At 43.3% G+C, this 25,839-nt stretch carries 25 protein-coding genes, 1 tRNA gene and 1 pseudogene; 10 read left to right on the forward strand and 17 right to left on the reverse strand.

Annotated elements, in window-relative coordinates; genetic code table 11:
• The first annotated feature begins 379 nt into the window (after positions 1-379).
• Entirely contained in the window at positions 380-1,528 is a 1,149-nt protein-coding gene (locus HWQ23_RS20685; RefSeq protein WP_292832081.1) for an RNA-guided endonuclease InsQ/TnpB family protein, read from the forward strand.
• 73 nt (positions 1,529-1,601) lie between these two features.
• Here HWQ23_RS20685 and HWQ23_RS20690 read toward each other — a convergent pair whose 3' ends face one another.
• The gene (locus tag HWQ23_RS20690; protein ID WP_292832087.1) at positions 1,602-3,314 is read right to left on the reverse strand and encodes a diflavin flavoprotein; all 1,713 of its coding nucleotides are present in this window, start codon (positions 3,312-3,314) and stop codon (positions 1,602-1,604) included.
• A 160-nt stretch (positions 3,315-3,474) separates the two neighbouring features.
• Positions 3,475-5,199, reverse strand: a complete 1,725-nt coding sequence (locus HWQ23_RS20695; protein WP_292832090.1) for a diflavin flavoprotein — start codon at positions 5,197-5,199, stop codon at positions 3,475-3,477.
• 110 nt (positions 5,200-5,309) lie between these two features.
• Between HWQ23_RS20695 and HWQ23_RS20700 the strand changes: the two genes are divergently transcribed.
• Positions 5,310-6,140 carry a pantothenate kinase gene (locus HWQ23_RS20700; protein WP_292832093.1) on the forward strand — a complete coding sequence of 277 codons (831 nt, stop codon included), beginning with the start codon at positions 5,310-5,312 and terminating at the stop codon, positions 6,138-6,140.
• Between the two features lie 168 nt (positions 6,141-6,308).
• Here the strand turns inward: HWQ23_RS20700 and HWQ23_RS20705 are convergent, their stop codons facing one another.
• The 3 genes from HWQ23_RS20705 to HWQ23_RS20715 all read right to left on the reverse strand — a co-directional run bounded on the left by HWQ23_RS20705 (position 6,309) and on the right by HWQ23_RS20715 (position 9,322).
• A complete protein-coding gene (locus HWQ23_RS20705; protein ID WP_292832096.1) occupies positions 6,309-7,763 on the reverse strand; it encodes an amidohydrolase in 1,455 nt (484 codons plus the stop codon).
• A 161-nt stretch (positions 7,764-7,924) separates the two neighbouring features.
• On the reverse strand, positions 7,925-8,743 hold the full coding sequence (locus HWQ23_RS20710) for an alpha/beta fold hydrolase (protein WP_292832099.1): 819 nt from the start codon (positions 8,741-8,743) through the stop codon (positions 7,925-7,927).
• A gap of 84 nt (positions 8,744-8,827) precedes the next feature.
• The gene (locus HWQ23_RS20715) at positions 8,828-9,322 is read right to left on the reverse strand and encodes an NUDIX hydrolase (RefSeq protein WP_292832102.1); all 495 of its coding nucleotides are present in this window, start codon (positions 9,320-9,322) and stop codon (positions 8,828-8,830) included.
• Between the two features lie 1,220 nt (positions 9,323-10,542).
• Between HWQ23_RS20715 and HWQ23_RS20720 the strand changes: the two genes are divergently transcribed.
• Positions 10,543-10,707, forward strand: coding sequence for a hypothetical protein (locus HWQ23_RS20720; RefSeq protein ID WP_167407613.1), 165 nt, complete (start codon positions 10,543-10,545; stop codon positions 10,705-10,707).
• A 70-nt stretch (positions 10,708-10,777) separates the two neighbouring features.
• On the opposite strand, the gene argH is transcribed toward HWQ23_RS20720, so the two are convergent.
• From argH to ispF, 6 genes are all read right to left on the reverse strand, one after another.
• Positions 10,778-12,166: an argininosuccinate lyase gene (gene argH / locus HWQ23_RS20725; RefSeq protein ID WP_292832105.1), complete on the reverse strand. Its 1,389-nt coding sequence runs from the start codon at positions 12,164-12,166 to the stop codon at positions 10,778-10,780.
• 124 nt (positions 12,167-12,290) lie between these two features.
• Positions 12,291-12,497 carry a hypothetical protein gene (locus tag HWQ23_RS20730; RefSeq protein ID WP_292832108.1) on the reverse strand — a complete coding sequence of 69 codons (207 nt, stop codon included), beginning with the start codon at positions 12,495-12,497 and terminating at the stop codon, positions 12,291-12,293.
• A gap of 107 nt (positions 12,498-12,604) precedes the next feature.
• The gene (gene larB / locus HWQ23_RS20735; protein ID WP_292832111.1) at positions 12,605-13,393 is read right to left on the reverse strand and encodes a nickel pincer cofactor biosynthesis protein LarB; all 789 of its coding nucleotides are present in this window, start codon (positions 13,391-13,393) and stop codon (positions 12,605-12,607) included.
• Between the two features lie 38 nt (positions 13,394-13,431).
• Positions 13,432-15,222, reverse strand: a complete 1,791-nt coding sequence (locus tag HWQ23_RS20740; protein WP_292832114.1) for an ABC transporter substrate-binding protein — start codon at positions 15,220-15,222, stop codon at positions 13,432-13,434.
• A gap of 23 nt (positions 15,223-15,245) precedes the next feature.
• Positions 15,246-15,845 carry a PIN domain-containing protein gene (locus HWQ23_RS20745; RefSeq protein ID WP_292832117.1) on the reverse strand — a complete coding sequence of 200 codons (600 nt, stop codon included), beginning with the start codon at positions 15,843-15,845 and terminating at the stop codon, positions 15,246-15,248.
• A gap of 50 nt (positions 15,846-15,895) precedes the next feature.
• Positions 15,896-16,381, reverse strand: a complete 486-nt coding sequence (ispF, locus tag HWQ23_RS20750; RefSeq protein ID WP_292832422.1) for a 2-C-methyl-D-erythritol 2,4-cyclodiphosphate synthase — start codon at positions 16,379-16,381, stop codon at positions 15,896-15,898.
• 393 nt (positions 16,382-16,774) lie between these two features.
• Here ispF and HWQ23_RS20755 point away from each other — a divergent pair, with 393 nt between their 5' ends.
• From HWQ23_RS20755 to HWQ23_RS20775, 5 genes and pseudogenes are all read left to right on the forward strand, one after another.
• On the forward strand, positions 16,775-17,047 hold the full coding sequence (locus tag HWQ23_RS20755) for a UPF0367 protein family (RefSeq protein WP_292832120.1): 273 nt from the start codon (positions 16,775-16,777) through the stop codon (positions 17,045-17,047).
• A 13-nt stretch (positions 17,048-17,060) separates the two neighbouring features.
• On the forward strand, positions 17,061-17,720 hold the full coding sequence (locus HWQ23_RS20760; RefSeq protein ID WP_292832123.1) for an ABC transporter ATP-binding protein: 660 nt from the start codon (positions 17,061-17,063) through the stop codon (positions 17,718-17,720).
• Positions 17,721-18,161: 441 nt separating this feature from the next.
• Positions 18,162-18,713, forward strand: coding sequence for an NYN domain-containing protein (locus tag HWQ23_RS20765; protein ID WP_292832126.1), 552 nt, complete (start codon positions 18,162-18,164; stop codon positions 18,711-18,713).
• A gap of 143 nt (positions 18,714-18,856) precedes the next feature.
• A tRNA-Asn gene (locus HWQ23_RS20770) sits at positions 18,857-18,928 on the forward strand.
• Positions 18,929-18,952: 24 nt separating this feature from the next.
• Positions 18,953-19,249: pseudogene (locus HWQ23_RS20775) on the forward strand (hypothetical protein); the annotation flags it as partial.
• Between the two features lie 367 nt (positions 19,250-19,616).
• On the opposite strand, the gene HWQ23_RS20780 reads toward HWQ23_RS20775, so the two are convergent.
• Positions 19,617-19,847, reverse strand: coding sequence for a hypothetical protein (locus HWQ23_RS20780; RefSeq protein WP_292832129.1), 231 nt, complete (start codon positions 19,845-19,847; stop codon positions 19,617-19,619).
• 9 nt (positions 19,848-19,856) lie between these two features.
• Between HWQ23_RS20780 and HWQ23_RS20785 the strand changes: the two genes are divergently transcribed.
• Positions 19,857-20,027: a hypothetical protein gene (locus HWQ23_RS20785; RefSeq protein WP_292832132.1), complete on the forward strand. Its 171-nt coding sequence runs from the start codon at positions 19,857-19,859 to the stop codon at positions 20,025-20,027.
• Positions 20,028-20,650: 623 nt separating this feature from the next.
• Here the strand turns inward: HWQ23_RS20785 and HWQ23_RS20790 are convergent.
• Together HWQ23_RS20790 and HWQ23_RS20795 are read right to left on the reverse strand one after the other, a co-directional pair.
• Positions 20,651-21,493: a M56 family metallopeptidase gene (locus tag HWQ23_RS20790; RefSeq protein ID WP_292832425.1), complete on the reverse strand. Its 843-nt coding sequence runs from the start codon at positions 21,491-21,493 to the stop codon at positions 20,651-20,653.
• Positions 21,493-21,912, reverse strand: coding sequence for a BlaI/MecI/CopY family transcriptional regulator (locus HWQ23_RS20795; RefSeq protein ID WP_099102645.1), 420 nt, complete (start codon positions 21,910-21,912; stop codon positions 21,493-21,495). The genes HWQ23_RS20790 and HWQ23_RS20795 overlap by 1 nt, the downstream gene beginning before the upstream one ends.
• Positions 21,913-22,292: 380 nt before the next feature.
• Here HWQ23_RS20795 and HWQ23_RS20800 point away from each other — a divergent pair, with 380 nt between their 5' ends.
• The gene (locus HWQ23_RS20800) at positions 22,293-23,033 is read left to right on the forward strand and encodes a 2-phosphosulfolactate phosphatase family protein (protein ID WP_292832135.1); all 741 of its coding nucleotides are present in this window, start codon (positions 22,293-22,295) and stop codon (positions 23,031-23,033) included.
• A 99-nt stretch (positions 23,034-23,132) separates the two neighbouring features.
• Here HWQ23_RS20800 and rfbD read toward each other — a convergent pair whose 3' ends face one another.
• The 3 genes from rfbD to HWQ23_RS20815 form a co-directional block, all read right to left on the reverse strand.
• Positions 23,133-24,023: a dTDP-4-dehydrorhamnose reductase gene (gene rfbD, locus HWQ23_RS20805; RefSeq protein ID WP_292832138.1), complete on the reverse strand. Its 891-nt coding sequence runs from the start codon at positions 24,021-24,023 to the stop codon at positions 23,133-23,135.
• 36 nt (positions 24,024-24,059) lie between these two features.
• Positions 24,060-24,605 carry a dTDP-4-dehydrorhamnose 3,5-epimerase gene (rfbC, locus tag HWQ23_RS20810; protein WP_292832141.1) on the reverse strand — a complete coding sequence of 182 codons (546 nt, stop codon included), beginning with the start codon at positions 24,603-24,605 and terminating at the stop codon, positions 24,060-24,062.
• A gap of 118 nt (positions 24,606-24,723) precedes the next feature.
• Positions 24,724-25,800, reverse strand: coding sequence for a glucose-1-phosphate thymidylyltransferase (locus HWQ23_RS20815; RefSeq protein ID WP_292832144.1), 1,077 nt, complete (start codon positions 25,798-25,800; stop codon positions 24,724-24,726).
• Positions 25,801-25,839 lie beyond the last annotated feature (39 nt).

Consider the following 25,839-nt stretch of genomic DNA (forward strand, 5'->3'; position numbering starts at 1 on the left):
AATCACAAGTGAAAACAAGATGATATGCGATCGCTGTGCAAACTTCTACTTTTTACCTCTGAACTCCAAACTTCAAGCTCAGAACTCGGAACTCCGAGATCAGAACTCGACACTTCAGTTTTATAGAGAGGATTGGGGTTTAGAGAAGAGTTTTACCTACTTTCTAGCATCTCACCAAAAGAATGGGTCTGAAGCCCCGTCCTTCTAGGACGGCTTTTTCTTAGACTTCAAGCCACGAATCAGCTCTCTCAAAACGTCCGTTTTTGTTCTGCCAACAGAGTTGCAATACTCTTCAAGGATCTCAAATTCAAACTCTTCAATCCTAAAATCTAATCGTTTCTTCATGTAACTATCCGGCTTTATGCTGTACAATAGTAGCATGAAAGCAAGATACCAGTACCGATTCTACCCAACAGATCAACAGCGACAGAGCCTAGCTCAGTTGTTTGGATGCGTTCGAGTTGTCTGGAATGATGCGTTGGCTATCTGCAAGCAAGCTGAGAAGCTTCCCAAAAACGGGGATCTTCAAAAAGCTGTCATTACCCAAGCAAAGAAAACTGATGAACGTTTATGGCTTGCTGGTGTGTCTGTAACTCCTTTGCAACAATCAGTTGCGGATTTAGGAATTGCCTACAAAAACTTTTTTGATTCCCGGAAAGGGAAGCGAAAAGGATCAAAAATGGGTTTGCCTAGATTTAAGAAAAAGCAGGGTAAGCAGTCAGCAAGATTTACGTTAAACAGTTTTTATATTAAAAGTGAATCTGTTTATCTCGCCAAGATTGGAGATGTGTCGCCTATCTGGTCTAGAGGATTGCCATCAAGCCCTAGTTCAGTAACGGTGGTCAAGGATGCAGCAAACCGCTATTTTTTAAGCTTTGTCGTAGAGATTGAGCCTGTTCAAGTTGATGCCAAAAACCAAAGCATCGGCATTGATTTAGGACTCAAAACATTCGCATTTATGAGCAATGGTGAAACGGCTAAAAGTCCTGACTACTCAAGGCTAGACAATCGCCTAAGACGCAAGCAAAAGCAACTTGCTCGTCAAGTCAAAGACTCTAAGCGGCGTGAAGTAACGCGATCGCAAATTGCCAAGTTGCACAATCAGATCTCAGATACTCGCAAAGATTTCTTGCACAAGCTATCGACCAAAGTGGTGAGAGAAAACCAATCCATCGTTTTGGAAGATTTGAATGTGTCAGGAATGGTCAAAAATCGCAAACTCTCTAGAGCAATCAGCTTGCAGGGGTGGCGAGAATTCAGGCAGTTGTGTGAGGCAAAGTCTGAAAAGTTTGGACGCAAGTTTATGGTCATCAACCGATGGGAACCAACTTCTCAAATCTGCTCTGATTGTGGTTTTAAGTGGGGCAAGCTTGATCTAAAAGTGAGAGCTGTAACTTGTGTGAGTTGTGGCTCAACTCACGACAGAGACGAGAATGCAGCTAAAAATATAAACAAAGTCGGCATCGGGCATGGGCACGACTCTAAACGGACACGGATCGACCGTAAGACTGCTTCGGCAGCAAGTTGAGATGATGTGTCAAGAATCTCCGTGCGTTCACGCCGGAGAGTATGTCAACTCATACCTCATGCCCGATTCCCAATTAATAATGAGTTGCCGATTTGCGATGATGTACAGCTGTAACGCCATCACTATCTAACAATTTGCCATTCTCCACAGTGGCATAAACTAGCCAGTGATCGCCAGATTCCATCCGGTTTTGTACGGAACATTCAAGATATGCTAGGGCATTTGTAAGTATGGGAGAACCGTTTTCAGCTTCTTCGGCGGCGACATCAGCAAATCTGTCTTGTCCTGGGCCAAAGGGTTTGAGGAAGTGCTTCATCAATCCCAAATGATTCCCTTCTTTGAGAATGTTAAGGACAAATTTGTTTCCCGTATGTGTCAGTGTTTCTACTGCGCGGTCTTTAGCTACAGCTATGGTTAAACCAGGGGGACTAAAGCTAGCCTGAGACACCCAAGAGGCTAACATGGCACTGGAGCGATCGCCTTCTTTTGCTGTGAGAACACAAAGAGAACCGACAATCCGACCAACCGCTTGTTCTACACTTGTTGCAGGTTGACTTGGCGAGCGCACTTTTCTAGCTTTCTTCAGTGCTTGGGCAAAGTCGGTTCCGGCTTCTTCACACAATTGTAGAGTAGCATCGTCGGGTTTGAATTTTACGCGGATGGTGCCAAAACCAAACCGATAGCCAGCATCTTTTAATCTACCCTCAATTAAATCAACCGCTTCCCCACTCCAGCCAAAGGAACCAAAAACACCAGCGAGTTTATTGTTAGTAGCGGTGGATAGCACAATTCCTAAAGCTGTTTGCACAGGTGTCGGTGCATGTCCGCCAAGGGTAGGAGAACCGATGATGAAACCACCAGCTTTTTCCACAGCAGCACGGATTTCTTCTGGTTCAGTAAATTCGCAGTTAATCGATTCTACGGCAACTCCAGCTTTTGTGATCCCACGAGCGATCGCTTGGGCTAATGTTGCCGTATTTCCATAGGCTGATGCATAAATCAACGCTACTGTCAAGTCAGCAGATGTTTGCTGTTGACTCCATTGGCGATAAGCTTTGGTTAGGTCGATTAAGCCATAGCGCACCAAAGGCCCATGTCCATTGGCATACATTCGCACGGGAAAATCAGCGAGTTTATCCAGCGCTGTTTCAACTTGACGGGCGTGGGGAGCCATGAGGCAATCAAAATAATAGCGCCGATCTTCGTTATATATTTCCCAGCCTTCATCAAATACCTGATCTCCGCAAACATGCGCCCCAAATAACTTATCTGTGTACAGAATTTCTGTTTGGGGATCGTAGGTGCAAAGTTGATCTGCATAGCGGGGGTTGGGTGTGGGAATAAATTGTAAATTATGCCCGTTGCCCAAATCTAGAGTTTCGTCGCCTCGCATGATCAGAATTTGCAAATCTGGGTTTTCCAGCGCCCCACGTAAATTTATCGCACCTGGATTAGAACAAACAAAAGTGATTTGCGGGGCAATTTTCAACAAAGCTTTTAAAGTTGCAGCGCGGTTAGGATTTACGTGCCCCAAAATTACATAATCTAACTCTTCGAGATGGAAACGCTGCTGCAAGGCTTTTAAATAAATTTCTGTAAACGTTTCCCCTGGAGGGTCAATAATGGCAGTTTTCTCGCTTTCGATTAAATAAGAATTAGCAGTTGTACCCTTAGCAAGGGCATATTCAATTTCAAATCTGAGCCTTGACCAACTGCGCGATCGCAGTATTCTTGTATTTGTAGCTATTGGATAAACTTGAACATCACGAGGTTTATTTTCTGGCATGGCTGAAACAATTTTAGATTTTAGATTTTACATTTTGGATTGTTAATTAAAGATCCAAATTCTGGATATTAAGTAGGCAGGGCTATACTACAGAAATGCTTTATTCAAAGGTTATGGATTTTGGATTATTAATCTAAAATCCAAAATCCAAAATCCAAAATTAGTAGTGGTTTCCAACTTTACGGTGATGCACAGCAGTCAAAGCTTCTGGTTTAGAAACTCGTCCAGCGTAGACGGTGCTGTATACTGCCCAATGGTCGCCACAATCCATTCTACTAACAACTTCGCACTCCATGTAAGCGAGGGCGTCGTTGAGGATGGGGGCACCATTTTCGGCTGGCTGGGTTCTCACACCTTCAAAGCGATCTGCACCAGGGGCGAACCGTTTCAAAAAGTGCTTCATTAGTGGTTGGAAATTGCCTTCTTCTAAGATGTTGAGAACAAAGCGATCGCCTACTTGCATGAGTGATTCAATTGCCCGATCTTTGGCTACTGCAATGGAAAATCCCAAGGGTTTGAAGCTGGCTTGAGCAACCCAGGAGGCTAACATCGCACTGGAAACATCGCCTTTTTTGGCAGTAATAATATATAGTCCGCCGCTAAGTCTACCTAATGCTTTATCTAAATCAGCACCAAGGGATTTCATGGCTTTGATGCTGCGATCGCGTGTTACCCATTGCCCTAAGTCTGTACCCGCTTCTTCACATAGCTTGTAAGTATTTTCTGTGGGTGTTTCTTTAATCCGAATCGCTGGAAAAACCGTTGCCAAACCCAAATTGCGGAATTTACTCACCAAAGGATCTATCGGTTCATCATCGCCACCGCCAGTTTCAAACACGCCGATAGCTTGCTTTTCTTTGGCAGATCCTAAAACTGTGCTGAGTGCAGATTGGATGCTCGCAGCGCCAGAAGCCGGAGGTAGACCAACGATTAGCCCAGCACAACGGCTAACTAGTTCCCGCAGTTCTTGTAAATCGACTTCAGATCCCAAATCGACAATTTCCACGGCAACACCAGTTTTACCGATGCCGTTGGCAATTGCTTGCACCAGGCGATCGCTATATCCGTATTCGGAAACGTAAAATATCCCAACTGCTGTTTCTGCCTTGGTTTGTGTTTGGCTCCAAGTGCGGTAACGTCCAACTAATTCCTCAACATTATGGGATAATAATGGCCCGTGTCCTGTGGCAATCATCCTGATGGTTTTTAGTTCCGCCATCCGCTTCAGGGCAGACAAAACAGACCGTGCATTCGGCCCCATCAAGCAATCGTAGTAGTAATGAAAGTCTTCTTCGATAGCTGCTAAGTCTTCATCAAAGGTGCTATCTGAGCAATAGTGCAACCCAAAGGCATCGCAGGTATAGAGAATTTGGGTTTTGTGGTCGAAGCTGAAAATGGTATCTGGCCAATGTAAATTTGGAGCAATCACGAATTCAAATTCATGACCATTGCCCAAATCTAAGCGATCGCCATTTTTCACAATCCGCCGTTTGAATGGCTGATGTACGAAATCCTCAAGAAACTGAATCGCCACTTTAGAGCCGACAACGGTAATTTCTGGAGCCATTTGCAACAAATCTTTAACTAAACCACTGTGGTCTGGCTCGGTGTGGCTGATAATCAAATAATCAATATCTGTTGGCTTGATTAGTCCGGTAAGCGTATCAAAATATAGTTCACGAAACTTTTCGTGGGAGGTATCAACTAAAGCAGTCTGCTCCCCACGGATGAGAAACGAGTTATAAGTAGTACCGTTTTGCAAACCAAACTCAATATCGAAGCGATCGCGATCCCAATCCAAAGAACGAATAGCCGTCGTCTCTTGAGCGATTTCCACCTGCTGTAGGGTGAGCCGTTTTTCAGTTTTTTCGGTGAGCGCTACCATAACCCCCCTCCTTAACACAATGAGTATTTGTTCCTCTAGTTTTATTGTGACACGGCTTGAATGTTAATTTTTATTAAAAAACCTATAGCTGACTTAAAAAAGTTAAAACAGTGAAACCGCAGAGGCACAGAGAGGAAATTTGGCTAGCGTTGGAAATTGGGAATTCCCGGCTGCATTGGGCGTTGTTTATTGGCGAGACGCTTTACTCAGCTTGGGATAGTGACTATCTTCCTGAGTCTGTTATACAACACCTGGCTGAATGTCAAACCCTGAATGATTTACTAGAGAAAATTTTTCCACAAGGTGAATCTCTAACAAACACTTTGCCCCTCTGTCCTCTCTTCGTCGCCTCTGTAGTTCCCAGTCAAACTGCTATTTGGCAAACTTACCCAAATACTCATGTTATTACATTAGACCAAGTGCCGCTAAAAGGTGTTTATCCCACACTAGGAATTGACCGCGCTTTAGCTTTGTGGGGTGCGGGAAAAACTTGGGGTTTTCCAATGTTGGTGATTGATGCTGGGACAGCGCTAACTTTTACGGCTGCGGATGCTAATCAGTGTCTAGTTGGAGGTGCAATTTTGCCGGGATTAGGTTTGCAATTTGCAACTCTCGGTCAAAAAACAGGACAATTACCATTAGTAGAAGTGCAAAATATTGCGTCTCTACCACCACGTTTTGCACTTAATACTACAGAAGCAATTCAAAGTGGAGTTATTTATACAATATTAGCTGGTATTAAAGATTTTATTGAAGCGTGGTTGCAGTTATTTCCTGATGGGAAGATTGCGATTAAAGGAGGCGATCGCACTTTATTAATTAACTATCTGCAAACCTTATATCCTGAAATTGCCGCACGATTAATTGTAGAACCAAATTTAATCTTTTGGGGAATGCGGGAAATAGTAAAACTGCTCTCAGTTATACCCAAAGAAGCTTAGATTTATTAAAACAAGTCGTAATTCATAATTAATAATTGAATTAGTTAAAGTATAAATCCCCAACTAATTCAATTACACCAATCTTATAATTTTGTGGGAGATTTAAACCCGAAAATTACGAATTACGTTAGCGTAGCGGGGCGTAGCCCATTACGAATTACGAATTAATTAATTAGTGGGTCGGAATTCAGCTTTTATCCTCTGGGCAATGGAAGTAGCTTCACGGCGAATCCTCTCAGGGTCAAGCGTGAGCATCTGACGTTTTTGCATTAGAACTTGCCCATTTACAATCACAGTATCAACATCTTGGGCATCTGCTGCATAAACCAGATGGGAAATGACATCGTAAAGCGGGAGCAAGTGTGGTTCTTTAAGCTGGACTTGAATTAGGTCTGCTTGAAGTCCCACCTTAATTGCACCAATTTTATTTGATAAGCCGAGTGCTTCTGCACCGCCAAGTGTTGCCATACGCAAAACTGTCTTAGCCGGTACAGCAGTGGGGTCAAGGGTAGTCCCTTTATGGATGAGGGCGGTGAGGCGAATTGCCTTCCACATATCAAGAGTGTTATTCGACGCCGCTCCATCCGTACCTAGACCAACCTTAATTCCGGCTTTCAGCATCGCCGGAATCGGCGCAAAGCCAGAAGCCAGTTTCAAATTCGAGTCAGGATTGTGGATAACACCAACACCGCGTTTGGCCAGCAGGGCGATTTCACTTGCGTTAGGCCAGACAACGTGTGCGGCAAATACACGCGGCTCCAGAAAACCCAGATTTTCTAGATGTTTTACTGGGGTTGCATTATAGCGCTGCTGCACATCTTTAACTTCAGTTTGTGTCTCTGCCAGGTGAATCGTCAACGGGACATCGTATTGACGCGCAGCCTGAATAGCCTGTCCCAGATGCTCTGGCGAGACGGTGTAGGGAGCGTGTGCAGCAATAGCTGGTACTATACGTTCGTTCTTGCCTTTCCAACGTTTCACAAAATTTATCGCCGAGGCAAAGGCATCATCCCATCCTTTGAAACCAGGGCTAGGAAAATCTATTGACGAGGGCGCAATAATGGCGCGTAAGCCGCATTCATTAACGACTTTGGCAGCGACATCCGGCTGAAAGTACATATCAACAAAGGTTGTTGTACCACCACGTATCATCTCCCAGCAAGCAAGCTGTTCGCCAACGCGGACAAAATTTTGATCAACGAATTTCCCTTCTGCTGGGAAGATGTAATTCTGAAGCCAATCCTCTAACGCTAAGTCGTCTGCAAGACCGCGAAACAGAACCATTGCTGAGTGAGAGTGACCATTGACAAGACCCGGCATCAACACCAGACCCTCGCCTGGAAGCGTCCTGTCGGCTCTGTAAGATGCCATGATTTTGTATTGTGTGTCTACCGCAACAATTTTGCCATCCCTAATGGCGACTGCCCCATTCTGAATGACGGGTTGTGCCTTGTTCATAGTAACGATGAAATCGCTACCCACAATCAGTTCTACTCTTTGCTGGCCTTGATTGCCGAAATTATAGTTACTCTGAGCAATAACTATCTGACCGAAAAAGACAAACAACGTCGTACAGACAAAAAGAACTAACAGCTTATAGGATTTTGTCAGATGATATTTCACTCTAAAATATCCTTGTTGGATTTTTCTGGTGACTTTATCATCCGTCTAATTGCTACCAATTTCACAATTAAAAATTGTGTTTTATACCAATCTATTTCTAAACATTCTTCACACTTGGTAGTCGTAAATAGGGCTATTTCATAACTCTCATCAGAGAAAAATCAAGGGCAAAATCTGAAAATAAAATCTCGAATCTCGATCGCCACAACCCCAGCACAAGATTCTGGTAAATCGTTTCCAGCATGGGCAATCATTTTCAACTCAACTTTCGGCATCAGTTGAGTATAAACCCGGCTCTTGGCTAAAGCATCGGGTGTATCTTGGCCACCTTGTAAAATCAAAACCGGGACATCTATCATGTAAAGCTGCTTTTGCACTAATTCCGCCTCAATTTCTGCTTGTCGCCGTTTGAAAAGTAACTGGCAACCTATGGGGTAACGCAACAACTCTTGACGTAATTGCAAGTCTTGGGCAATTTTTTCATGCCAACCCAGAATTTTACTGAAGGGAGTTAGCGATCGCAACAATTTTACTATTAGTGCTGGATAATTCAATAATCGCCGCATTTTCCGGCAATACTCTTCTTGTCCTGCTATCTCTACACCCTCTGGTGCTAGCAATACCACACCATCAACTTTTTCTGGATACTTTAAGGCATAACTAGCAGCAATCCAACCGCCAAGAGAATGCCCTACTAAATATACTTTTTCTAGCTTGACAGCTTGCACGAATTCAGCTAAACACTCTACTTGTAAATCTATCGAATGGTGGATATTCGGATTTTCTGATTCACCAAACCCTAACAAATCAGGTGCGAAGCAATGGAAATCCTGTGCAAGAGACTCCATCACAGATAACCATTGACTGCTCTCATTCCAAGCACCATGTAAAAAAATTATAGGAGTTTTTTCACCGACTTCACGCCAGAATATCAGCCCTTGAGAAAGCTTTCTCCGGGAGTTACGGAATAGTGTATCCATTTTAAATTACTAGTTAACTTTTAGCACCATAATAAATAGTCATTAGCATCTGACAAAAAACAAATCACTAATGACAAAATATTATTATGCCAATGTTGTCAAGCCCTTCAAGTAGTCTTGCAACTGCCGGGTATGGTCGTGAGACATCTGTCCTGAAGGTAGGAAATTCGGACAGAAAGCTTGGATTTCCATGACTTCCAAAGTATCCTTAATCTCCATTGTCCCATGCACCTCGGCTTCAACCACAATACAAATTGAATGGATTCTGGGATCGCGGTCTGGTGCGGAGTAAACTCCTACCAAACGATTAATTTTCACCACTTCTAACCCCGTTTCCTCCATCAATTCTCGGCGGACTGTGTTGGGAATATCTTCTCCCCAATCCACCATGCCTCCAGGCAATGCCCAAAGACCATCATCACGTCGCCGAATCAGTACTATCCGGCCATCGGGTAAAATTGGGATGATACTAGTGCCAGTAATGGGATGACGAAATATAATACCCAATACTGTTTGTCCAATACGCCATAAGCTACGTGTGGACTGGACAGCTGCCGGAAAAAAAGCAATAACGTTCAATCTTCAAAATTTATGTATTGTATTCCATAGTTCTCTACCACTTACATAGACTCAACTGATAAAATTTTTATTGAGTTTTGTTTTATACAAAGATGTTTGTGGGTTGAGATTTTATTCTCACGATTTACGTAGAATATTGTTAATTCTAACATCAAGTTTCAAGAGAAGCACTGTATTCATATATACATAATATTTTTTAAATCAGAAACCTTTTCAGTTTATAACTAACATTAGCCTTGCGTAAACCAGCTATCACTAATACTTTTTCAGCACACATTCAAAAAAGTAATCTGAATGATAAGCTATAATCCATAATTCAGAATTGAGAAGAGAAAATTAAGCGGAGTTTAAGACCGCCACCTAAATTCTTGATAATATGGATTGGTTTATTCCCAGAACAACAACTAGTTAGCTAATTTACCGAAATTAATGGGTTTAAAGCCCTGTCCTTCTAGGACGGCTTTTGTTCTATCAGTGATCGAAGAAACTCCCTGATAATATCTGTTTTGGTTCGCTTTGCTTTTTTTGCGTATCGCTCAATGGCTTTCATCTCTTAAGAGTGAAACTCTAACGTGCAACTGTTTTTCAAGCATTTAGTGTACTAATGTGCTACACTAATTATAGTGGAAAGGTAATCAACCACTTAAAAAACCTAGCTGTTGAAAGACAAAGCACGCTTACCTTGACAATTAAATCTATGCGGTTCTACTGCATTGTTCTAGTTTGTTCCTAGCAGTAAGTAAAAAATTTATAGGAGCTAGACGACTCAGATTTTTGAAACAAATAGTTTCAAACCTTCACAGGACTTGCACGGCAGTTGCTTGGCTGTCGGCATAGCCGCCCAACGCACTGCCTCAGCAATGCAACTAGGGTAGGGCATACCCAAAGTTAACGCTTGGGGAGAGTCCCACCTCTGGGCTAGGTAACGCAAGGAACCTAGTTTAAGTGGTCTCGTTGAACCAAGAATCCCCGTCCATTTATGGCGGGGAGTGTCAAATGTCTTTGATGGATTTGAATCTAAGAAAAGGTATTTTTCCTCTAGGTGGTGGGAATAATTATAAATTTTTATTGACACAATAAGGTTGAATGCGGTAGACTAGTACATTGTTTAAAGCGTATTGATTGCTGCACTAGGCTACAAATATCAATAACATTGGTAACTGATATTGCCTACGTGATGCCTAGTTGCTACTTTTTTGTTGTTTATTAATGAGGTGAACATGGCCAAGCGCCGTAACCCGAAAAAAGAAAAGGCGCTACGGAACCAGGCGTATGCCAGAAAGTTTCGTAAACGGACTACGACAGGAAGAATGCAGAGAAGGTTCCAACAAAGACCACCAAAGAGTGAGGAAGAAGAAGGCGCAGCAGCAGCTGACACTGAATAAGCTGCCTGCTTAAATCCTTGTTATTTGGTTTATTTAGTTTTTAGGGCGCACATTTGTACGCCCTTATTTATTACTCGACAGCGATTTGAGCGCGGGCGGTTATGAGTGCTTTGCTTACTTGTAGAAAGCCAGTACCACCGTAACTGTTGCGGGCTGCCACAACTTGACGAGGGGATATTGCCTGATAAATATCTGCTGCAAATGCCGGATGTATTTGTTGCCACTCCTCTAATTTCAAATCTTTCAGGAGTTTACCTGCGGCAATACTAGTTTTTACCACCTTACCCACAAGGTTGTAAGCTTCCCGGAAAGGGACACCCCGTGCTGCCAGATAATCTGCTACATCGGTAGCATTGGAAAAATCTTCCGTCACGGCTGATGCCAAGCGCTGGGTACGAAATTCCAAGCCTTCCCTAAGCAAAATCGTCATCGCTTCTAGAGAGGCTTTGATTGTGTTGACGCTATCAAATAGACCTTCTTTATCTTCTTGTAGGTCTTTGTTATATGCCAGGGGTAGCCCCTTCATAATTACTAACATCGCTTGGAGATGACCGAATACACGTCCTGTTTTCCCCCGCACCAATTCTGGTACGTCGGGGTTTTTCTTTTGGGGCATGATACTGGAACCCGTGGCACAGCTATCTTTGAGGGTGACAAAACGGAACTCTTCAGATGACCAAAGAATGACTTCTTCTGCAAGACGGCTGAGGTGAACCATAATCAAGCTAGCAGCACACAAGAATTCGATCGCAAAATCGCGATCGCTGACTCCATCAAGGCTGTTAGCATAAATATCGTCAAAATTCAAGAGTTTGGCTGTGTAGTGGCGGTCAATGGGGAAAGTCGTTCCCGCTAAAGCACCGCATCCCAAAGGTGAGATATTGACGCGGCGAGAAACATCTCCTAAGCGTTCCCAGTCGCGTTGCGCCATTTGAAAGTATGCCAAGAGGTGATGAGCTAAACTCAGGGGTTGGGCGCGTTGTAGGTGAGTATAGCCAGGAATCAGGGTTTCAACGTGCTTTTCGGCTATATCTAATAAAACGCCTTGAAATTCTCGCAATTCGCTTTTGATTTGCTGGATTTGGTCGCGGAGGTAGAGTCTGGTATCGGTGCCAACTTGGTCATTACGCGATCGCGCCGTATGCAGCTTTTTACCGACATCGCCGACAATTTCTGTCAGTCGTCGTTCAACTGCAAAATGTACATCTTCAGCATCAACACCAGGCTGAAATTTACGCTGGCGGTACTCTTGGCGAATTTGCTCCAAACCGGCAACCAGTTGTTCTCCTTCTTGTTGGGAGATAATGCCCGTGTGAGCGAGCATTTTAGCATGAGCTTGAGAACCCGTGAGGTCATATTCTATTAATTCAATATCAAAACCTATACTGGCATTAAAACGAGCGATCGCTGGATGCAACGCTGATTCAAATCGCTGGCTCCAAGTTTCTTCTTTGGTCATAAATATTATGAGGGGAGTGGGGAGTGGGGAGTGGGGAATGGGAAATGATGATTTAGGAAGAAGAGGAAGACAATTTTCCTGATTTCCCTACTCCCTACTCCCTATTCCCCACTCCCCCCTAGATTTAACCGTAGCTAGTTAGATTCCGAATCATATAGCCAATGACTAAACCAATCAACAATGCCCAGACTTGACCTGTCTGTATAAAGTGGCTCCAAGCTTTTTGAATCTGACCCATAACGTCTGGATCAGTAATTGTTTGTGCTAGTGCTGTCAAATTTACAGGCAACTGCCAAAATAACTGAGATATCAAATCGCTGTAATGGCTCATATTTGGTGATTAAGAAGTTGGGGGTGGCAAATTTCAGTATCAGTTGATTTTTTACAGTCATTACTGACAGTGTACTGAAACTTGCAGTATAACTTTAATGTCTTAACTCAAGATGCAGCCGATGCCAACCGCAATTTCTCGGCAGTCCGCAAAATTTGCCCCGCCAAAACTGCTGCACCAAAACCATTATCGATATTTACTACGCCTACTCCCGCAGCACAAGAGTTAAGCATTGTCAATAAAGGTGCTAAACCGCCAAAACTTGCGCCATAACCGATGCTGGTGGGTACGGCAATCACAGGACAACTCGCTAAACCCGCAACAACGCTCGGTAAAGCGCCTTCCATCCCCGCCACGACAATCAACACTGATGCTGACTCAATCAGGTGGCGGTTACTTAATAAGCGGTGAATCCCAGCAACGCCAACATCCCAGAGGCGCTTGACGCGCAAACCAGAAAGTTCAGCAGTTACAGCGGCTTCTTCAGCAACGGGTAAATCGGCCGTACCAGCAGAAAGAATGCCAATTTCACCTGCAAATTGTGGTTCGATGGTAGGGGGAGCGATCGCACAAATTCGCGCCGATTCGTAATATTGCAAACCGCTAACTTTTGATTGCAGTGCGGCATAAACTGCTGGTTCAATGCGGGTTGCCATCACCACCGGATTACGGAGGCGCATCACCTCGATAATTTGAGCAATTTGATCGGGAGTTTTACCAGGGCCCCAAATCACCTCTGGGAAACCTGTTCTTAGCTGGCGATGGTGGTCAATTTTGGCAAACTCGCCCACAGATTCATAAGTTAAATCTTTGAGTGAGTCTAATGCCGTATCTGGCGTAACTTTACCATTGGCAACCGCTTCGAGGAGCGATCGCAAACTTTTTTCATCGGTCATTTGTCATTTTTCCTGATATTTTTAGTGATGACTAATGCCTAATCGGTTACTTTCAGTTCGTAAAGATTCCAGAATGGGCCACCAAGAGCAGTATATTGAATTCCTTGAAAGCGATCGCGCACTGCTTGCAGATTCAACCTCTCAACTAAATGAATAAACGGCAACTGTTCTGAGGCGATGCGCTGATATTCGTAATAAATTTCCTTGCGCTTGTTTTCATCCAATACCTGTGCGCCTTTAATGTAAAGGCTGTCAATTTCCTTTTCCCAGTCGGAAACTACCCAGCCAGTTATGGGTGGATCTCCCGCTTGTGGCCCCAAATTAAATGCGTGGGACGCACCAGCAATCCTCCAGATATTGCTAGCGCCGTGGGGTTCAATACCGCCTCCAGCAAATCCTCCCAGGTAACAATCCCAATTCTGCGTAACTTTAAGTTTTTCTAGATAGGAATTGAAGCTGAGAATTTGCAAATCTACTTGAATCCCAATATTAGCGAGATCCCGCCTGATTTGAGATGCCATATCTCCTCTAACTTTTCTTTCCGAATTCGTTAAGAGTGTAAACCTGACTCGGTTGCCATCAGCATCTACAAGCTGATTTTGAGCGTTATATTTGAACCCAGATTGTAACAGTAATTTTTTAGATTTATCTGGCTCATAATTATAGACCTTTAACCCTTTTTCGGGAGGGAGGAAGTAGGGACTTTTGACATAAACAAATGAATTTTGTAGCTCACCAAGTCCCCGGTAAGCATTTGTTTTCATTGTTTCGCGGTCGAGTGCATAGGCTATAGCCTGCCTGAATTCCTTTTTATTAAACCAGCTAGATTTAATTGGGTCTACTAAAAGTTTACCCTGAGAATTCTTAGCTTTACTAAGATTGAAAGCAATAAAAGTCGTACTTGTGTCTGGCCCGCCGTTATAAATTTCAAACTTCGCCCGTTTTTCTTCTCGCTTCAGCAAACTAAAACCTTCAGGAGGAACTTCTAAATCATCCAATTGCCCAGAGCGAAAACTAATCAACTGGTTTTCAGTAGATTCAATAATTTGCCAAACAATGCGCTCAATATAAGGCTGAGGATTACCTTGAGCATCTTTGCGCCAGTAGTATGGATTACGGCGAAATATAACTCGCTGACTGGAAACGTAACTTTCCATCACATAGGGGCCGTTACCAACAATTTGTTTAGGGTCGGTGCCTGTTCCCCACATTGAGAGGAACTTAGGATTTCCACCAGATCCATTTGTGCGAATAGCTTCCTGTAGAGCATGGGCTGGCATAATTGGGATGCCGCCTACATATCTTAAAAAAGGAGCAAACGGTTCCTGTATGGTAAATTCAACCCGACGCTCATCGATTTTTTTAACCTTTGGCAAACTACCCTTGTCACCAATTCTGAGGGCATCTTTGGTAGAAGTGGGAATTTTGGGATTCAGGTAGATTTCGTTATAAGTAAAGACAACATCATCAGCAGTCATTGGCTGACCATCTGACCATTTAATTCCTGATCGCAGGGTGATCACAATTCGCTGACCATCTTTAGAAACTTCCCAGGCTTCTGCTAAAGCAGGCTCTAGTTTTGTGGTTATGGGATTCTCATTAATTAATGAATCATAGAGGAAGCCAAAAACGCTATATGCTGATTCATTCAGAGCATAATTAAAAGTTGAAGGCTCACTCAAAACTGCGGTGACGACTTGCGGCACTTGAGCAGCTGCGCTTTTGAAGTTAGCTGGGTTGCAGGCGGTAAGTGTAAGTGCTGTTGCTGTCAGAATTATTGGCAACCAAAAATGTTTAATTGCCAGAAATATTTTCCTAAAAGATTTCATAGTTCAATATGTGAATAGTGTAATTAATTTGATTGAGATTGTAGCCAACCAAGGAAGTTTTGGGTTTTATTGAAATACTGAATGCCATTCTCTCGTAAAACCTCTATAACTTCACGTCTGCCAAATTCTTTAGAATTAGCGCTTAAAAATAATTTATTTTCATTAGGATGTAAGCCAGCATGAAAAATTATACACTCCAAGATCACTCTATCTATAATGTGCTTATCAAAAATTTCTCTATTTAACGTTTCTTGAAAAATACCCGTACTTAATGTAATCATTTCTGATTTGCTGACAAGCTGATTAAAAGCTACATCAAAACGTTCTTTAACTTCGTTATTTCGTTCAAGAAAGCTAGTTCTTGATTGCTCTAGGAGAGACAGTAGTAATCGTGCATTATCTGAATTATCTCGCTCTGCTTGATTAATTTGTATATCTAACTTCCTGAGGAAATCTAGATTATATTTTTCTTCTTGTTCCAATGTTGTCAATGATTCTACAAAACAAATACTTGGCACTACTAGACGTAAACAAGAGGGTGTATTTTGCAGTAATTCTTGTGCTTGTGAATCTTGCCCTTTAGCAATACTCATCAACAAATTATTTTCAACGTAAATTATCACTGCTATCCTCGTGAGTCTTCGATATTTTTACCGATTGTTTCAAATAAATGTTACTCTGAAGCTACTAGTAAAACAACAGCATAAGCACATATACCTTCTTCGCGTCCAACGGGGCCTAATTTTTCGTTGGTGGTAGCTTTAATGCCAATTTGATTTGGTTCTAATTCTAAAACCGCCGCTAGTTTGTCGCGCATATTGTGAATATGCGGTTTTAATTTCGGACGTTCTGCTACTACCACCGAGTCAATATTTCCCACTTGCCAGCCTTGATCCCGAATTAGCTGATGTACTTGAGCTAATAGTACTAAACTATCTGCTCCCGCCCATTTGGGATCGCTAGGCGGAAAATAATGACCAATATCTCCTAAGGATAACGCCCCAAGCATGGCATCCATAATCGCGTGGGTTAGCACATCAGCGTCACTGTGACCCAATAAACCCAGTTCATGGGGAATTTGAATTCCACCTAAAATTAAAGCGCGATCGCTCACCAGTTGGTGAATATCGTAGCCGTTACCAATACGAATTTTTGTCATTTGTTCAGTTGTCATTTGTCATTTGTCAGGAGTTAGGAATTATTATTCTCAAGAGTGCTAGTCTACATTGCCAGTACAACTGCTTGAGGCTTTGTCAGGTGCTTTATTTTTTCTCTGACTTTTCAAGTCCAATCTCTTAATTCCTCAATTTTTCCTAGCTGCATTTAGCCTCCTGCACACCTGAATACTTAACAATATTTACCCTGGTATTTCTGCTTCCCCCCATGTCATAAGTATTTTACCCACTTATCCGCCCCTTTTTTTAATACCTACCCTTGAAAGAGGGGAGTAGGGGGAGAGAAGAAAGACAAGGGGAACAAGGGAGACATTTTCCCTAGAATCACTCAGCTGACGTTAAAATGAGTCCTACAGTTAAAGAAAGATTATTGCTAAATGTTTACCATCGACTTAAGCATCAAAAACACTGCTTTCCCGATCTCAGTACAACGTAAGTCAACAGAGGATGCTGAGGCTGTCTATCAGCTAATTTTGGCAGCAATGCGTTCAGGAAATCCTGACATTGTGGAACTCAAGTGCGAGGGCAAGACAGAGAAGAAAATTGCTGTCCGCGCTAGTGAAATTTCTGGGGTGCAGATTGTTCAGAAAGATGGTACAACCGCAGGTGGTGCCAGACCACCTGGCTTTTTCGCTGTAGCTGCTGAGTAACCAAGGTTGACAAATGGCTCAAGTGGGCATTGAGGTCAAAGATCTAAATTTTAGCTGGCCTAATGGAGAGAAAGTTCTCAAATCTTGCTCTTTAGAAGTACCCAAGGGTGAATTTTGGATGCTCTTGGGTACAAACGGCAGTGGGAAATCAACCTTACTTAGACTGTTAGCGGGACTATTAGCTCCTGAATCTGGCGCAATTCGGATTTTACGCCCCGTTGGCTTTGTCTTCCAAAATCCTGATCATCAACTGGTAATGCCAACGGTTGGTGCTGATGTGGCTTTTGGATTAGTAGAAGAAAAGTTGCCACCTGCTGCCACCAGAGCAAGGGTTGAGGAGGCGCTAGGGGCGGTGAATTTGCTTACCTTCCAACGACGCCCTATCTATGCACTTTCTGGGGGACAGAAACAGCGAGTCGCGATCGCTGGTGCGATCGCCCGTCGCTGTGAAGTCTTATTATTAGATGAACCCACTGCCTTACTAGATCCAGATAGCCAGCTAGATTTAGTTGCTGGTGTCCGCCGCCTCGTCAAAAGCCGAGGTATTACAGCCCTGTGGGTGACACATCGATTAGACGAGTTAAATTACTGTGACGGCGCTTTCTTACTAGAAAAAGGTTCTCTTGTTGATCAGGGTGAAGCCCAGCGCCTTAAACAACGTCTGATGGAGTAGTACTAAATTGTTCAAAACTGAGTAAGAAGTAATACTTATGAATCTTTTGACTCAGCACTGACTACTCGAAACAGATTTGTGTCGAGATTGCAAGCTATCTCGACACAAACCTTAATATTCTCCATACCTAAACGCCCCGAAGAAATCTAACAGCACTGTTTCGGTAAAAAGTACTCAGGACTTTCACACCCGGTACATGCTCCGCCCTTTATGGGTAGTCTTATTAACTCAGCACTCTTCATCCTCACTACTACTGAAAAAGAACTGCAATGCGCCTTGGTTTAAAAGGCGCATTTTAGTTGGTACGTCTGTCTTAAGTTTGAGTTTTGTGAGGCTGCTGTATTTTTTGTTTTGTGTAGCATAGTGTTACACACAAAGCATCAATTATTATAAAACTTATGAATGAATTTTGTAAACTCTAGAAAATTGTGATTAAAAACCATGTCTCGTTCTTTACTCCAAGCCGTTTTGTTGGTGGACGGCTACAATATAATTGGCGCTTGGCCTTGCCTTAAAAAGACGCGTGATCGTGTTGGACTAGAGGCAGCACGGGGCGAACTTGTGGAAGCGATGACTGGTTATAGTGCGTTTCAAGGTTATACAACTCAAATAGTTTTTGATGCCCAATATCAGAACTGCTCTAGTAATAAAGAAATTATTACTGAGCTTTTATCAGTTTATTACACTGATTTTGGGCAGACAGCAGATACTTATATTGAAAAATCTTGTGCGTCTTTTCGCCACGAAATAGCCCAATCTTTGATTTCTCGTGTGATTGTTGCTACATCAGATCGGGCACAGCAGTTGATGATACAGGGGTATGGGGCTGAATGGTTGTCGGCACAACAACTCTGTGGGGAAGTGGAAGCTACCGTCTGCCGGATGCGACAGAAATATCATACGCGCAAACAATCTAAGAGTAGGTTTTTAGCTAATGCCATTGATGCGAAGGCGCGGCAGCGTCTGGTTGAATTACGAATGGGATTACAGTAGATATTGGTATCCAGAAGTCTCTGCTTAAGTTCCTGAATGGATTTTGGCTGCAAAATTTCTATAATTAAGCATCTAAAAAAAAATATTGGCGAAAGTACTTGCCAAATCTTATTTTTAGCCCTAAGATTATAAATCGTGAGTGATCCTCAGTAGCTCAGTGGTAGAGCGATCGACTGTTAATCGATTGGTCGCTGGTTCGAATCCAGCCTGGGGAGTTTAGCAAGTTTAAATTTTAGATTTTGGATTCTAGATTATCCGTTGATAATCTATGGTCGCTTGATCCAGATGTGACGTTTCTGAATCATGGGTCTTTTGGTGCTTGTCCTAAACAAGTGCTGGAATTTCAACAAAGACTGCGTAGACGCATACTCCTAGGTCGAAGCAAGCTACGCAAAGCGTCTCGTAGAGAAGCGGCTTGTCGTTAGACATCGCAGTTGGAACAGGAACCCTTACGCTTTTTTGGTAGGGAGTGGGAACCCCTGCTAGACGATGCCAGAAGTAAACTGGTGGCGTTTGTGGGTGCTGATGTCCAGGATTACCTCACCCTCAATCCCTCTCCTTATAAAGGAGAGGGAAGCTAGATACAGGATGAAGTTTTGCATTTTATTTAACGGGTCGCGGAAGTCCCAATCTTCTCTACGAGACGCTACGCGAACAAGGTATTCCTAAGATGGGGATTGTGAGCGGGTGATAAGGATTGCATCTGGGATTGATTTTTTACTTTGTAAAAAATCAATCCCAGATGTATGACGAGTCACCAAAATTTTCTGGTAAGCTAAATAGTATCTTGACCATCAATGCCATAAGCGAAAACCAAGCTAACAGGTATATGTTGCAAGAAGAACATTTGGGTCTTGGGAACCAGGACTTCTGCCCTTGGAGGGAATGTTAGACTTTCTAGTACTACGGAGTTCTGGAGGCTATTCCCGATGAATTGGGAAGCTCCGTCCGTCTTACGGCGGAGTAGTTCACTTCACGTTCCTTAAGGGAAGTGGCGATCGCATTAACGGTCTGTTCTGCACTTGTAGCAGTGAACATTGGCCCATTTGCCAAATAAATATTTTTATCAGATATCAAGTTTAAGACGATAAAGACATTAGCCAGTAGAGAACTTCTGCGATATCTATGAACCAATTGCTGTAGATGAAATTATCCAACTTACTTCGACGTTTAATCCACGGGGAAACTCCCACACAGCAAGACAAAGGCGTTGTCCGCAAACTAGCGCGAAAAGAGATTTTGACTCCAGAAGGCAATGCCTTTCAAGTGCCTTTGGTGCAAAAATATATAGAACAGTTGCTAGAAGAAGAATAAGCGATCGCTACACTAGTACAGCACGCCCGAAATCCAGCTACTATCTTAATTAACAAGGCTTGGGGCTTAGAGGATGTTTGAAAAGTATGGGGCGAATAGAATAGAGCCTCCGGCACGCTGACGCGTAGCTTGCTTCTCCGTAGGAGTACGCTACTACACAAACAAAGTCCACCTCCGTGGACTAATACAAAATCAAGGGTTTTTAACCTGCGGAGGCAGGTTTTGTCTGTATAGCCGCGACTTCTAGTCGCCCGGTGAGTAATAAATTAGACTTTTCAAACAACCTCTTAAGCCTTTTGTTAATTTGTTCATAAGCTAATCGGCATTTAAGTTGCATGATCAGGGCGGGCGAGACGCCCACCCCACAAGATATTGAGAAAATTTTAATATGCTTTCTTAGATGTGTTTTAGCTTAACATCACGATGTTTGGGCTTAACATCACGATGTTTGGGCTTAACATCACGATGTTTGGACTTAAGATCATGATGTTTGGACTTAAGATCACGATGTTTGGACTTAAGATCACGATGTTTGGACTTAAGATCACGATGTTTGGGCTTAACATCACGATGTTTGTTACAAATCTCGTGACTTTGCGCTGTAGTAGCTTTCTAAATTGAACTTAACTATGAAATATCACAGCCACTAGAGGCAATAACGCCAAAAGAAAACCATGCCAGGACTGCAATTGAGGTTCTTGGGTTGCTTTTGGTGGCGCTAATAAAGCTTCTATTCTCTGTTCTAAGCGATCGCCTGCACCAGAGGAACCCAATGCAGCACAGCAAATTTCTGATAGTACTGGGCTGGTACTGACCACTAATAAAAGTGATTCCGCTAATACCAGAGGGTCTACCTGTAATGCTGCATAACCGTCGGCACGCAGTTCGCGCAAAGATAACAGTTCTTCCCACAAAGGCTCTGTATTCGGCAACCATGCAGTACAGGAACGCACCCAACCCAGCCAAAAAAACCAGAATGTATCCCTATAATATTGATGCCCTTGCTCATGCGCTAAGACGCTTTCTAAATGAGCGGGTGAGAGAGTTTGCAGTAATCCCTGACTAATCACTAATTCTGGTTGCCAAAAACCAATTTGACCCGCAAACAAAGCGCCCGTTTGCAGTAACCTGGCTCGTTTATCCCCCAAATTCACCAGAGGACAGTTACGGGCAGATTCCACAGACTGCCAACCCTGAAAGGCCAGTTTAATGCATGAAATGGCAAAAAATGCCATATAAATTAATGCCACTACATAGCTGACGGAGCCTGTGTACATCCCGCCCATTTGTCCTTGAGGCCCCATAAACAGCACAGCGATCGCAGTCATGAAAATTAGCAAGGGGGGGAAGAGGAACAAAAATAGCGATCGCCGCCACCGCAAACTCCAACTACCTTGGTGTTGATTCCAAGCGGATCTTAACCACCAGGCAACTGCCAAAGCATTCAAAATCATGATCAGATGCATCATTGTTCCTCCCTGGCTTGGCGTGCAGATTGAATACGTTTGGCGATCGCTGCTATTTGCTCACTAGCTGCTTCATCTAGGCTATCGGCAAAGGCAGCAACAACATCGGGATTCCCCACCGCTAGAAATCGCTGTAACTGCTCGTGAGCTTTGATCACATCTGATTGCTGCTTACTCAGCATTGGTCGCCAATAGAATGCTCGCTCTTTCTTATCGCAGGCCAGCCAACCTTTATCAGTGAGGCGACGTAAGACGGTGGTGACAGAAGTATACGCTAATTCGCGGTTGGGATCAGCGAGAATGCGATCGTGTACATCCTTTACTGTGGCTGAACCAAGTTCCCAGATGATATTTAAAATTTCCGCTTCCAATGGCCCTAAAGATAGTTGTTTAGGGCGGTAATCGGGTAAAGGTGCCATAGCGATTTCGATGGGGAGTCGAGAATGAGTGAATATCCGTCGGTTTGTGCTGTAATCTTGAAGCTGTAACTTTTCCCCTTTTGGAATGTGGGTTCTTGTTTTAGATTACAAGATAGTGCTGCAAGTCTGAAAGCCTAAAATCATAAAAATGGGCTTTTTGAGTATTTATTAGGGATTAAGGACTCTTAAGATTTAGTTAAAATCCGTAGTAGGTTTCTTCCCCACTTGCTACTCCCCACTGCTATTTATGTATTGAATGACATACATCGTGCATTTTGATGGTAAAAAATGCTTTGGGAGTAATTGTGACTATAGTTAGTGACACCAAGTAGGTAGAATGTTATTTGCGGCAGTAGTATTAAAGCAGGTGTATCCAGCGCGTGAAGCTATTCGTATACCACACTCCTGAATTGACTCCAACGGATGAAGCGCCAGAATGTGCGATCGCAGTCGATGTCTTGCGAGCCACTAGCACAATTGCGACAGTTTTGGCAGCTGGAGGCGAAGCTGTACAAGTATTCAGCGATTTAGATCAGTTAATTGAAGTTAGCGAAAAATGGCCTGCTGAAAAACGTCTGCGGGCTGGAGAACGCGGCGGCGCGAAAGTAGCTGGCTTTGAGTTGGGTAACTCTCCCCTCGACTGCACACCTGAATTGGTGCAGGGGCGGCGCTTGTTTATCAGTACCACAAATGGCACTCGTGCTTTACAACGGGTGCAAGACTCCCCAAATGTCTTAGCAGCAGCCTTGATTAACCGGGCGGCGGTGGTGCAATTTCTCCAAGAGTTGCAACCGAAGACAGTGTGGATTGTCGGTTCAGGTTGGGAAGGCAGTTTTTCCTTAGAGGATACAGTTTGTGCAGGTGCGATCGCTCATAGTCTTTTACAACAAACCAAGTTGTCAGCAGAAGAACTAGCTGGTAACGATGAAGTAATTAGTGCGATCGCTCTTTACTCTCAATGGCAAAATAACTTATTGGGATTACTTCACCAAGCTAGTCACGGTCAACGATTGTTGCGTCTTGACTGTCAAGAAGATTTAAAATATTGTTCCCAAACTGATATTTTGGATGTCTTGCCCATACAACATGAAACGGGAGTTTTAAAAAGTCAAAGGAAATAGAGAATGGGGATGAGGGAGATGAGGGAGATGAGGAGAAGAGTTTTTCCCTCAGCAAGAGCAGCACCCCGCCCCTGGAGCCTCTTTTCAATGTCCCATCCCCTATGCCCTATGCCCAATTTTCAAATCTGTGAGCATTTGTCGAAGTCTTTGTCGCCAATGAGGAGGATAAGTCCCTAGAATTGCGGAAATTTTTCCACAACTAAGGACGGAATAGGGAGGGCGACGGGCTGGTGTAGGATATTTGGCAGTTGTAATCGGGACAATACGTTCAACTTTCAAAGGGAAGCCTAGCTGTTGGGCTTCTTCAAAAATGGCAACGGCAAAATCATACCAGCTAGCAACGCCGCTATTAGTGTAGTGATAAGTGCCGCTAATTTCTGGGGTTAACTGGGGAATCATCTGGCCTATGACTGCGCCTATATCTTGCGCCCAAGTGGGGCTACCAATTTGATCGGCGACGACACGGATTTCTTGGCGTTCTGCACCTAGTCGCAGCATGGTTTTGACAAAGTTACTTTTGCCAAAGGTTCCATAAACCCAAGCAGTGCGGAGGATGAGGTGATGGGCGCAAGTTTCCCGAATAGCTTCTTCTCCAGCGAGTTTGGTTTTACCATAAACACTCAAGGGGTTAGTCGCATAGCTTTCCTGGTAAGGGCTACACCCATTGCCATCAAAAACGTAATCCGTCGAAATATGAATTAGAAAAGCTCCTAATTTTTGGCTTTCTTCGGCAATAATTAGGGGTGCGATCGCATTAATAGCACTAGCAAGTTCGGGTTCGCTTTCTGCTTTGTCTACAGCTGTGTAAGCTGCGGCGTTAATGATGATTTGCGGCTGTTTTGATCTGATAACGTTGCGGAGGGTATCAGGTTGAACAAGGTCTATTGTCGGGCGTGCTACTGAGATAATATCGCCATAGTCTGGGAGTATTTGTTGTAGTTCTTTACCCACTTGACCGTTGCTACCAATCAGCAAAATTGATTGACTCATCCTAATTATTTCTTGAACCTAATGCAATCATCAAGCTTAATCAAATATTTCAGCAGTTCTCAAAGGTTTACCGGCTTGGTCTTTAGCTGATAATATCGGTGGCGCACTCAGAGGCCAATCTATAGCTAAATCTGGATCGTTCCATAAGATTGTGCGATCGCTTTGGGGTGCGTAGTAATCTGTAGTTTTGTAGAGAACTTCAGCTATTTCTGAAAGTACGAGAAAGCCGTGAGCAAAGCCTGGTGGTATCCACAGTAGGCGTTTGTTCTCAGCACTGAGTTCAGAACCCACCCATTTTCCAAATGTAGGAGAGCTTTTTCTAATGTCTACGGCTACGTCAAAAATAGTACCGACAACAGCACGGATGAGTTTACCTTGGGGTTGTTGGATTTGGTAGTGCAATCCACGCAGGACGTTTTGTTTGGAATAAGAGTGGTTATCTTGGACAAAGTTCGTAACAATACCTGTATCTTGAGCAAATTTTTGGTGGTTATACCCTTCAAAAAAGAAACCGCGATCGTCTGCAAATACTTGAGGTTGAAGTTGTAGAACTTCGGCAATTTTGGTATGTACAATGCTCATTAATATTATTTATAGGATCTGCCACGGTGTTCTGATTGTCACATGAATTTCGCATTTATATTTTACAGGCACTATACTCAACCTTTGACGATCGCTTGTCCTCTTTTTAATCAGTAAATCACGTTAGTTCAATTTGACAGTCATCACCAATCAGAAATCGCAAGGCTTTGGGGCGACGGGGTGCAATACTCAATTGTGCCCGTTGTCCAATCACGCTATCAATAATACGCTGATGAATTCCGGCAATTTTAGCACTTTCTAAAATAACACTGTTTTCTAAATCAGTATCAATGAGTGTGGCATTGTTAGCAATACTACTATAAGGGCCAATAAAGCAGTTTTCTAAATGACAATTGCTACCAATGACTACTGGCCCCCGAATTGTGCAATTAATTACTTGAGATTTTGCACCGATTTGGACTCGTCCAATAATCTGACTTTGGGCATCGACTTCGCCGAAAATTGATCTTGTCAGATAGGTGTCGAGAATTAATCGGTTAGCTTCTAACAAGTCATCTTTTTTACCAGTATCTAGCCACCAACCTTGGAGATTGTAGGCTAAAACTTGCTTTTCCTGATTAATCAGATATTGAATAGCATCAGTGATTTCTAGTTCGCCTCTGCTGGAAGGTTGGATATTTGCGATCGCATCAAAAATGATATGAGAAAAGAAATAAACTCCTACCAATGCCAAATCTGAAGGAGGAACTTTCGGTTTTTCAATTAACCGTAATACCCGTCCTGTATCATCTACCTCAGCCACACCAAAGGCGCTAGGGTTGGCAACCGAACGCAAGAGAATCAAAGCATCTGGCTGTTGTTGGCTAAATTGTTCCAGAAAGTAACGTAACTCACCTAGTTGAATCAGGTTATCGCCCAAGTACATCACAAAGGGAGAATCTCCTAAAAAGGGACGGGCGACTTGGACGGCGTGGGCAAGTCCAAGTGGCTGGTCTTGTATGATGTAGGTGATGTTCGCTCGAAAGTATTCTCCATTTCCGGTTTTCGCTTGGACTTCTGCCCCAGTTTCCGGGCTGATGATGATGCCAATATCAGTAATACCAGCAGCAACCATTTCTTCAATGCCATACCATAAAACAGGTTTATTAGCAACTGGTACGAGTTGTTTTGCTCCGCTATAAGTGAGAGGACGTAAGCGTGTACCTTTCCCGCCAGAGAGAATTAGTGCTTTCATGAGAATTGAGGATTAATCATAAGTCATTAGTCAAGATAA

It is taken from the genome of Nostoc sp. JL33 (assembly GCF_017114985.1).
Lineage (GTDB): Bacteria > Cyanobacteriota > Cyanobacteriia > Cyanobacteriales > Nostocaceae > Nostoc.